The organism is Maricaulis sp., assembly GCF_030149235.1.
Lineage (GTDB): Bacteria > Pseudomonadota > Alphaproteobacteria > Caulobacterales > Maricaulaceae > Maricaulis.
Genome location: NZ_JASBRW010000051.1, coordinates 1 through 6,976, shown reverse-complemented (window position 1 = coordinate 6,976; position 6,976 = coordinate 1). Strand labels below are relative to the sequence as shown.

At 61.7% G+C, this 6,976-nt stretch carries 8 protein-coding genes and 1 other RNA gene; 6 read left to right on the top strand and 3 right to left on the bottom strand.

What is annotated here, in order from left to right:
• From ssrA to Q1V51_RS07435, 5 genes are all read left to right on the top strand, one after another.
• Nucleotides 1-139, top strand: a transfer-messenger RNA (tmRNA) gene (gene ssrA, locus Q1V51_RS07455); the annotation flags it as partial.
• Nucleotides 140-238: 99 nt separating this feature from the next.
• Nucleotides 239-709, top strand: coding sequence for a hypothetical protein (locus Q1V51_RS07450; RefSeq protein ID WP_300554813.1), 471 nt, complete (start codon nt 239-241; stop codon nt 707-709).
• A gap of 180 nt (nt 710-889) precedes the next feature.
• A complete protein-coding gene (locus Q1V51_RS07445; protein ID WP_300554810.1) occupies nt 890-1,378 on the top strand; it encodes a ClpXP protease specificity-enhancing factor SspB in 489 nt (162 codons plus the stop codon).
• A gap of 2 nt (nt 1,379-1,380) precedes the next feature.
• Nucleotides 1,381-1,872 carry a PaaI family thioesterase gene (locus Q1V51_RS07440; RefSeq protein ID WP_300554807.1) on the top strand — a complete coding sequence of 164 codons (492 nt, stop codon included), beginning with the start codon at nt 1,381-1,383 and terminating at the stop codon, nt 1,870-1,872.
• Nucleotides 1,869-3,086 (top strand): MFS transporter, encoded by a 1,218-nt coding sequence (locus Q1V51_RS07435; RefSeq protein WP_300554804.1) that lies wholly within the window; start codon nt 1,869-1,871, stop codon nt 3,084-3,086. Before Q1V51_RS07440 ends, Q1V51_RS07435 begins: the two co-directional genes overlap by 4 nt.
• Here the strand turns inward: Q1V51_RS07435 and Q1V51_RS07430 are convergent.
• Together Q1V51_RS07430 and Q1V51_RS07425 are read right to left on the bottom strand one after the other, a co-directional pair.
• Complete coding sequence (locus tag Q1V51_RS07430) at nt 3,083-3,703, bottom strand: hypothetical protein (protein WP_300554802.1); 621 nt, start codon at nt 3,701-3,703, stop codon at nt 3,083-3,085. The genes Q1V51_RS07435 and Q1V51_RS07430 overlap by 4 nt on opposite strands.
• Nucleotides 3,704-3,860: 157 nt before the next feature.
• A complete protein-coding gene (locus Q1V51_RS07425; protein WP_300554799.1) occupies nt 3,861-5,783 on the bottom strand; it encodes a S9 family peptidase in 1,923 nt (640 codons plus the stop codon).
• Nucleotides 5,784-5,979: 196 nt separating this feature from the next.
• Here Q1V51_RS07425 and Q1V51_RS07420 point away from each other — a divergent pair, with 196 nt between their 5' ends.
• Nucleotides 5,980-6,366: a hypothetical protein gene (locus tag Q1V51_RS07420; protein WP_300554796.1), complete on the top strand. Its 387-nt coding sequence runs from the start codon at nt 5,980-5,982 to the stop codon at nt 6,364-6,366.
• Here the strand turns inward: Q1V51_RS07420 and Q1V51_RS07415 are convergent.
• Nucleotides 6,363-6,821, bottom strand: coding sequence for a RusA family crossover junction endodeoxyribonuclease (locus tag Q1V51_RS07415; protein ID WP_300554794.1), 459 nt, complete (start codon nt 6,819-6,821; stop codon nt 6,363-6,365). The two genes, Q1V51_RS07420 and Q1V51_RS07415, sit on opposite strands and share 4 nt — an antisense overlap.
• Nucleotides 6,822-6,976: the final 155 nt, after the last annotated feature.

Here is a 6,976-nt window from a genome sequence, read left to right as displayed (position 1 = left end):
TTAAATAGTTGCAAATGACAACTACGCTGAAGAGGTCGCTCTCGCTGCGTAAGCAGCGCGGGTAATCTCGCTAAAACTCCTATTCCCTTTAGCCGGAATAGGCGGGGCTCGGAGGCGCCTGGCAACAGAAGCCTCCACTTTCTGCATGACACCTGCCCCCCATCAGCCGCGTTACCATCCTCTTAACCAAACGGACGCAATCTGCCACCATTCGTGATGGAAATACGGGCGGGCGACGATGGGATACCAGTCGCGCATCAAATGGCTGAATACCGGAACCCTCGCCGTGGCTGTGGCAAAGGAAAGCCGCTGTACAGACCTGTTCAACGCCGTAGAAAAAATCTCCGAAAAGAACCTATCCGGCCGCCCGATCCGCTACCTGTTTGACCTGTCGGAAAGCGGTCTACCTCTCTCACCGGATGATGCCATTGATCTGGCATCCTTTTTTGTAGAGCTCACCCCGTCCAGGACGGCTATTGCTCTGGTCAGCTCCAATCCGGAAGAACCGACATGGGGTGAAACCCTGTTCCGTTCGGCCCTGCGGGGTGGCGGGTTTCAGGTCTGCATATTCAGCCGAATCGAGACTGCGCAATACTGGCTCAAGCAATTTGCGACCGACTGCGAAAAGCTCGGCCGGAAATGCTCCTCGCAATGCGAATACGTGCTGACCCCGAATTGCCCGGTAGAGCGTTATCGCCATGCCGGCTGATCCGCGCTCTGCGCGCGGGCCGGTTTTGAAGCACCGGAAAAACGAATTCTTCACCGTGCAGGCGCATGGGCCGTTCACCCTTCCCCAGTAAGGGTATAGAGTGCAGTCCAGCGTCCGGATTTCGTTGACCTGCGGTTTACGTCGTTTACCTTGTGATCGCGGGAGACCGGGGGAGTTTCAATGGCCAAGGATCTGATGCGCTATGATGTGATGGCGCAGGAGGCACTGCGCGGAGTCGTCAAACAGGCTTTGCACAAGGCGGCCGGCCCGGGCGGGCTGCCCGGCCAGCATCATTTCGATATCACCTTCCGCACCCAGGCGCCGGGCGTCGATATCGATCCCACGCTAATGGACAAGTATCCGGAAGAGATGACGATTGTTCTGGAACACCAGTTCTGGGACCTGGAAATCGGCGATGCGGGTTTCGAGGTGACGCTGAAATTCTCCGGTATTCCAAAATACCTCAAAGTGCCGTTCACGGCCGTGTCGCGATTCCATGACCCGAGCGTCGGCTTCCATCTCCAGTTCGAGCACGAAACGGATGTGGAAGAGCCGCCGATGGCCGACAATTCGGAAACGCCCGAGCCGGAAGCGGCCCAGGCTACCGGGTCGGACAGTGCCGGTGAGGGTGCCCAGGTCGTCAGCCTCGACAGCTTCCGCAAGAAGTAGGCATGAGCAAGACGCCCGTGCCGGCGGACCTCGCCAAACGCAAGGTCCGGCGCCTCAATGCCGAGGAAATCCGCGAACAATTATCCAATGTCGTGCGGCTGGAGCATGCGGCGGGTCTGCTGGGTTTCAAACCGCTTGATTTCTCCATTGAGGAGGGCTGGCTCGAGGCCGAGTTCGATCCGGATCCGCGCTGCGCCAATCTGCGCGGGGGCGTCCAGGGCGGCATGATCTGCGCCATGCTCGACGAGGTGATGTCTCTGTCTGTCGTCGTCGCTGAACACTATGCGGTCGGCGTGCCCACACTGGAGCTGAAAACCAGCTTCCTCAATGCCCTGCCGCTGGGCAAATGCCGAGCGCGCGGCCAGGCACTGCGCATCGGGCGCAATGTCGCCTTCATGGAAGGCACGATCTGGACGCCCGAGGGCGAGATCGCAGCCAAGGCGACCTCGACCTGTCAGGTCCGCCGGCCCAAGCTGGCCGAAGACGGGGAATGACGGCGCCAGACGCGTTCGCGGGCAAGTCACACGCCCTGATCTTCATCGCCCTTGCCCAAATTCTGGCCCTGTCGGTCTGGTTTGCCGGTGCGGCTGCCCTGCCCGGCTTGCTGGCCGTGCGCGATCTCGGACCGCTGGCCCAGGCAGCCCTGACCAGCTCGGTCCAGGCGGGATTTGTGATCGGCGCCCTGGTCAGTGCGATTTATGGCTGGCCCGACCGGATCGACCCGCGCCGCCTGTTCGCGCTGGGTGCCTTGATAGCCGCCCTGGCCAATCTGGCTGCTCTTGTTCTATTGCCCGGCTCGTCGGCCATGATCGCCACCCGTCTAATCGCCGGGGCGGCACTGGCGCTCGTCTATCCGGTCGGCATGAAGCTGGCGGCGAGCTGGGCCAAGGGTGACACGGGTTTCCTTGTTGGACTGCTGGTTGGCGCGTTGACCCTGGGTTCGGCCTTTCCCTTCGCCTTCAACGCACTGGAAATCGGTCTGGGCTGGCGCGGCCCGTTCGCCATTTCAGCCATCGCCGCCGTGAGTGCGAGCGGGCTGATCCTGCTGGCCCGCGGCGGGCCCGGCCTCAAACCGGCGCCAGCCTTCGATCCCCGCGCGGCCGCTCTGGCCTGGCGCGACCCGGCCCTGCGACTGGCCAATTTGGGATATCTTGGACACATGTGGGAACTCTACGCCATGTGGGCCTGGATCGGCCCTTTCGCCCACGCCTACTGGGCAGCGCAGGGCGCAGCGGGCAGCGCGGCGGATCTGACCGCCTTTGCCGTGGTTGCGGTTGGAGCACTGGCCTGTCTGATCGCCGGTCAACTGGCCGATCGTCTTGGCCGAACCGCCATAACCATGGTGGCCATGACCGTGAGTGGAAGCTGTGCCTTGCTGGCCGGCCTCCTGTTCGACATGCCCCCGATATTCATGCTGCCGCTCCTGCTGGTCTGGGGCATGAGTGTGATCGCGGACAGCGCCCAATTTTCCGCTTCCGTCGCCGAACTGGCACCGCCAGAGCGCACCGGCACCCTCCTGACCCTGCAGACAGCAATGGGCTTCGCCCTCACCGCGGTCATGGTCCAGGTGCTGCCTTACTGGATTGAATTCGCCGGCTGGAGCTGGGCCTTCGCCCCGCTGGCAATCGGACCAGCCTTCGGTGTCTGGGCCATGTGGCGGCTCCGGCTTCGACCGGAAGCCGCCAGGCTGGCCGGAGGCCGGCGCTAGTCTGCCTGCCGCGCGGCGATCGCCGCCTCGATGGTCGGCGTATAGCGGTCGATGACCCAGACATGATCTGACCCGCAGTGGTATGTATAGGACAGGCGGTCGGCCAGCTCCCGTGCCAGGGCGTTGGCATCAGGCAGATCGGTCGCATCAACATAGCCGACGTGACAGGATTCAAAGGCGTAATCGGCGCGCAATGCGCTCACGGTGAGGATCTCCCGGGCCCGGCTGAAATCCTCCATGTCCGGGAAGCGGTAGCGGTGGATGGTGGCGAAGGGCTCGCCCCCCTCGCGCTTCAGGCGCCATTCGATAGTGCTATTATAGCCACCCATATTGCCCATATAGCCGCCAAAGGCGAAGTGTTCCGGACGTTCCCCGGGCTCGACCGGCACGGTGGCATAGGCCGTCATCTCGCGATGACTGTCGGCGTGGACATAGACCGTCCATGGCCCGACGCCTTCGCAGGCACTCACGAAAACCGGCCCTTCTTCATCCGAATAAATGCCCTGGCAAACGCCGGGCTCGATATTGGTATAGGTGCTGACGGCATTGTCGAATTCGCCATCCAGACAACCGGTCAGCAGTGCGGCCGCCGCACTGACGCAAAGCAGGTGTTTCATTCTTTCCCCCGGGGTTCGCCCTGAGGTCAGACTAGCCTATTCGGCGGCTGTTGAAAGCCGCCGACAGGCCGTCATCCCGGGCCTCAGGTCGCGGAGCCCCGGTGGCGGCTCCGGCTCCGGCTCCCGCAAATGGCCGCCACTTGGGTGGGTTGTCCGCTTAATCTAGACCCAGCACTTCGCGGAAGAACATGGTCTCCGCCTCACGCTGGAAATCGCGATTGACCTTTTTACGGAAGCCGTGGCCCTCATCATTGGCCAGCAGATACCAGGGGTCACCGCCGGCGGCACGCACCGCGGCAAGGATCTGCTCGGCCTCACTGGCGGGCACACGCGGATCATTCAGCCCCTGGATAATAAAGAGCGGCGCCGTGATCTCAGCAGCCTGTCGAGCCGGAGAAATCTCCTCGAAAAAGGCCGCCACATCCGGGTCACGCTCATCGCCATATTCGGCGCGGCGAAGATCACGGCGATAGCCCGCCGTGTTTTCCAGGAAGGTCCGGAAGTCGGAAATGCCGACGATATTCACCCCGCCAGCGAGGCGGTCGGAATAATGGACAAGCGAGGCGAGCACCATGTAGCCGCCATAGGAGCCGCCGAAGACCACAACCCGGTCGCTATCAAGGTCCGGTTGGGTCTCGATCCAATCCAGAAGCGCACCGATATCGCGCACCGAGTCCTCGCGATTAAAGACATTGTCCATCATCACATATTCGCGGCCATAGCCGCTTGAGCCCCGCACATTCGGTGCAATGACGGCAGCGCCGAGCTCGTTGAGCCAGTACTGGAAGGTGGAGGAGAAACCCGGGCGATACTGGCTTTCAGGACCGCCATGGATGGACACGATGACGGGATGCGGCCCGTCACTCTCAGGGCGATAGACGAAGGCTGGAACCTCAAGCCCGTCAAAGCTTTCGAAGCTGATCAGCTCCGGCTCGACGAAGGTCTCGGTATTGAGACCGCCCACTTCGCTCATCGTCCAGCGCGTCAGAGCCTGGCTCTCGAGGGTATAGATCCAGGCATCACTGGGCGAGGTCGCCGCATTGAGCGTGAAGCCGATGCGTTCACCCGCCTCATCCCATTGCATACCGCCGATGAGGCCGATCGGCAGATCCGGCGCCTCGAGCTGATCGCCGGTACGGACATCCATCATACGCAACTGAGACACCCCGCCAGCATTGAGGACATAGGCCAGCGTCCGCCCGTCCGGCGACAGGTCCATGCCCTGGACATCCCAGCCATGGTCCGGCGTCACCGGGATCATCTCACCGGTCTCGACATCCATGCGGACGACTCGGCGGAAATCCGAATTGGCATCGGTGACAACCAGGAGACTATCGCCGCCCGGCTCGAACTCATGAGCCGCATAGGCAATATCGAGATCGGCATTGAGCTCGCGCACATCGCCGCTGGCCGTGTCGACGATGAAGAGATCACTGTGAGTGATCGAGTAATAGCGGATCATGGCAATCTTGGAGCCGTCATCGGCCCAGTCACCCGGGAAGACCGCGCCCTCGCCCTCGACCAACACCCGGCGATTATCCGGGTTGTCGGTATCCGCGACGAGGATATCCCAATCCGGATCGCCCTCGGTAGAGCGATACCACGCAATCTGTTCACCGTCGCTCGACCAGCTGGCCGAACCATTGCGGGTCGTGTCCTCGGTGATCTGACGGGTACGGCCCGTTTCCGTATCAAACAGGAAGAGTTGGAAATACTCATCGCCGCCGCGATCGCGCGAGAACAGGAACTCGCCACTGCCCCCCGGGCGCACGCTCGCCCCGCCAATCGGCTCATCGTAGAAAGTCAGCTGGGACCGGGTCCCCAGCGGGGTGTCGACCCGGTGGATCTGGCTGGTTTCAGCAAAACGTGTAGAAATCAGAATGCCGCCATCGGGCAGGAAGCCCTGGAAGCCGGCGCCGCGGACATTCTGGTAGGTGCGCAGACGCTCACTCACCTCAGCGGGGATATCCGGGATGTTCTCCATTTCCCGATTGCCGACAACAACGCGCTCGACCTGCGCCATGGCGGTTCCATTGATCGCCATCATGGCGATGGCCGCCCAACCAATCAGCTTTCGCATGCTTTCCCTCATTCCGTGTGCACGACCTGTCGAGGCCGGCGTTTTTCTCCCATCCACTCAAGACACTAGGGCGAGGTCCGCAGGAAGGCGAGGACTTCCGGTCCCGCGGCTGCGCCTGTTATTCGATTATACCCGGCTTGAGCGAAAATGGCGCTCTATTAGACTTCAATCCTGGGTGAATCGAAGGGGCGCCAGCATGACAGTTACTGCGACCTACAACGCTGAGAAGGGCTGGTTTGAGCACCGGGTTTCGGGGCTGATGCTGGCGGCGGAAGTCGGCGCCGCGATTGTCAAAATGTTGACCAGCCAACACTGGGGCGACGGCAAGGCGCGGCTTATCCTGGTCGATCCGGCGACTGACATGTCCGAATTCACCCTCGATGCGATCCGCGATGATATTCTTTCCGTCCTTGCCTCGCATACGGACAAACTTACCGGACGGCACAAAGCCGCGATGGTCACAACCGGCTTTGGCCACGACATCATCACGCAGCTCTACGAGCTCGTCCCGGAGAACAAGAGCGCCTTTGTTTACAGGCACTTCACGACTGAAGATGAGGCCGTCGCCTGGCTGGAGAGCTAGGCGAACTCACCGACCTCCTGGCGCGCCATAGGCCGCGCCGTCACGCTGATACGCGCGCGCTCCCCCACCGTCTTGGTGACCAGGAGCTTTTCCACCTGGCTGTCATCGTGGAAGACGACACCGGTTAGCGCATCCAGCACCGCCTTGGCGACATTATCCACATCATGCACCGGGCTGTGCTCGGTGCGCTGGATCTCGATGACCACCTCATAAGGACCGTATTTCGGGCGCACGCGCTTGAATTCGAGGCGAAAAAAATCCCCGATCAACGCCTTGAACCGGCGCGTTTGCGTCGTCAGCGCGTCAACGCGCAGATTAAGCTCGTCACCGTACATCGCGGCTTGAACCTTCCCTCGTCCAGTCCATTTTTGCGCGAGCCCCCCATGGCGATGCGCAACATCGTCTTGATCCGTCATGCGGCAGTGATACACGTCCGAATCGAAGTTCACCATCATCAAGCAGCCCGCAACGGCCTGCAAGGAGCCTCCCCTCATGAGCGAGATGCGCACGGAAACCGACAGCTTTGGTCCTCTTGAAGTCCCCGCCGAAAAACTCTTCGGCGCGCAGACGGCCCGCTCCCTGATCAACTTCCCGATCGGCACGGAAACCA